The sequence below is a fragment of the Veillonella sp. VA141 genome, assembly GCF_003992175.1.
Lineage (GTDB): Bacteria > Bacillota > Negativicutes > Veillonellales > Veillonellaceae > F0422.
In genome coordinates this window covers 1-3064 of sequence record NZ_RQVM01000009.1, presented here as the reverse complement: position 1 = coordinate 3064, position 3064 = coordinate 1, and the positions used below count along the sequence as shown (strand labels likewise).

At 50.5% G+C, this 3064-nt stretch carries 1 rRNA gene; it reads right to left on the bottom strand.

The features are described from left to right. Window positions 1–2925, bottom strand: a 23S ribosomal RNA gene (locus EO112_RS08235). Window positions 2926–3064: the final 139 nt, after the last annotated feature.

Sequence of the window (3064 nt, the reverse complement as noted above, 5' to 3'; positions counted from 1 at the left end):
AGTAAAGCCCTCGATCTATTAGTACCAGTCAGCTCCATGCCTTGCAGCACTTCCACACCTGGCCTATCAACCATGTCGTCTACATGGGATCTTACTAGCTTATGCTATGAGAAACCTCATCTCAAGGCTGGTTTCACGCTTAGATGCTTTCAGCGTTTATCCGTCCCGAACGTAGCTACCCAACTGTACCCTTGGCAGGATAATTGGTACACCAGCGGTTCGTCCACTCCGGTCCTCTCGTACTAGGAGCAGCCCCCTTCAAGTTTCTTTCGCCCGCGATGGATAGGGACCGAACTGTCTCACGACGTTCTGAACCCAGCTCACGTACCACTTTAATCGGCGAACAGCCGAACCCTTGGGACCTACTTCAGCCCCAGGATGTGATGAGCCGACATCGAGGTGCCAAACCTCCCCGTCGATATGGACTCTTGGGAGAGATTAGCCTGTTATCCCCAGGGTAGCTTTTATCCGTTGAGCGATGGCCCTTCCACTCGGCACCACCGGATCACTAAGCCCGACTTTCGTCCCTGCTCGACTTGTTGGTCTCGCAGTCAAGCTCCCTTCTGCCTTTACACTCTTCGAGCGATTTCCGTCCGCTCTGAGGGAACCTTTGGGCGCCTCCGTTACTCTTTAGGAGGCGACCGCCCCAGTCAAACTGTCCACCTAGGACTGTCCGGAAGGTCGTTACTCTTCCCGTTAGATTTCAATTAATCAAAGGGTGGTATCCCAACAGCGACTCCACTAAGACTAGCGCCCTAGCTTCTACGTCTCCCACCTATCCTGTACATTCATTAACTAAAATCAATCCTAAGTTACAGTAAAGCTCCATGGGGTCTTTCTGTCCAGTCGCGGGTAACCTGCATCTTCACAGGTACTTCAATTTCACCGGGTCCCTCGTTGAGACAGTGCGCAAGTCGTTACACCTTTCGTGCGGGTCGGAACTTACCCGACAAGGAATTTCGCTACCTTAGGACCGTTATAGTTACGGCCGCCGTTTACTGGGGCTTCAATTCAGAGCTTCGGATTACTCCTAACCCCTCCTCTTAACCTTCCAGCACCGGGCAGGTGTCAGCACCTATACGTCAGCTTTCGCTTTAGCAGGCACCTGTGTTTGTGGTAAACAGTCGCTTGCGCCTCTCTTGTGCCACCCATTCATGCTCCTGCCGTTACAAGCTTTCACACTACATGGGTCATCCTTTTCCCGAAGTTACGGATGCATTTTGCCGAGTTCCTTAACGAGGGTTTTCCCGCGCACCTTAGGATTCTCTCCCCGCCTACCTGTGTCGGTTTTGGTACGGGTAGTATGTCTCTACCTAGAAGCTTTTCTCGGCAACTTAGGATCAATTACTTCGCTCTTTTGAGCTCGTCATCACGCCTCAGCTTTTAGAGTAACGGATTTACCTATTACTCAACCTACACGCTTAAACATGCACTTCCAATCGCATGCTAACCTACCTGTTTGCGTCACTCCATCGATCAAACAATTCATACTAGTACAGGAATTTCAACCTGTTGTCCATCGCCTATGCTTTTCCGCCTCGGCTTAGGTCCCGACTTACCCTGAGACGACGATCGTTGCTCAGGAACCCTTAGGCTTTCGGTGGAAAGGATTCTCACCTTTCTTTTCGCTACTCATACCGGCATTCTCACTTCTTACCAGTCCACAGCTCCTTCCGGTACTGCTTCAATCCAATAAGAACGCTCCCCTACCCAATGGTATTGCTACCATTGCCACGACTTCGGCTCTGCATTTTAGCCCCGGACATTTTCGGCGCAGAGTCTCTCGACCAGTGAGCTATTACGCACTCTTTAAATGGTGGCTGCTTCTAAGCCAACATCCTGGTTGTTTTGGAAACTCCACATCCTTTGCCACTTAATGCAGCATTGGGGGCCTTAGTCGGTGGTCTGGGCTGTTTCCCTCTTGACTATGGGCCTTATCACTCATAGTCTGACTCCCATGTATAAGTATAGCCATTCGTAGTTTGACTAGGTTCGGTACCCGGTGTGGGCCCTAGCCCGATCAGAGCTCTACCGCCTATACTCTTTACCATGAGGCTAGCCCTAAAGCTATTTCGGGGAGAACCAGCTATCTCCGTGTTCGATTGGCATTTCACCCCTATCCACAACTCATCCCAAAGCTTTTCAACGCTCACGAGTTCGGTCCTCCACACAATTTTACCTGTGCTTCAACCTGGCCATGGATAGATCACTACGGTTTCGGGTCTACTACCACTAACTCCTCGCCCTATTCAGACTCGCTTTCGCTTCGGCTCCACGTTTTCCGCTTAACCTCGCTAGTGACAGTAACTCGCCGGTTCATTCTTCAATAGGCACGCCGTCGACCTGCAATTATACGGTCTTCGACTGTTTGTAGACATACGGTTTCAGGTTCTCTTTCACTCCCCTCCCGGGGTGCTTTTCACCTTTCCCTCACGGTACTATGCGCTATCGGTCTATACTGGTATTTTGCCTTGGAGGGTGGTCCCCCCTGCTTCCCACAAGGTTTCACGTGTCTCGTGGTACTCTGGATACTGCTCCACATATGCAGGATTTCGACTACAGGGCTTTCACCTTCTTCGGCCGACCGTTCCAAGTCGGTTCGTCTATCCCATTTATGCTTGTTAGCAGTCCTCAACCCCGGTCTGGCGAACCAGTCCGGTTTGGGCTCTTCCCCGTTCGCTCGCCGCTACTAAGAGAATCTCGTTTGATTACTTTTCCTCTGGGTACTTAGATGTTTCAGTTCCCCAGGTGCCCTCCTCATACTCTCTGGTATGGGTGACAGAGCTTTTCTCTGCCGGGTTCCCCCATTCGGATATCTACGGGTCAATGGTCGCTTGCACCTCTCCGTAGCTTTTCGCAGCTTACCGCGTCCTTCTTCGGCCAGTATAGCCAAGGCATCCACCGTATGCCCTTACTATCTTTACTTGATAGTGACATATGGTTATGTCTTTTGCTTTAGAGTCATCCTTTCGGATGCTCTCACCTTATAAGTTAATTTAGAGAATCTATGTGCTTGGTCTAACCCTTAGAGTCAACTCTAAGAGACCAAATCATAAATTTTATC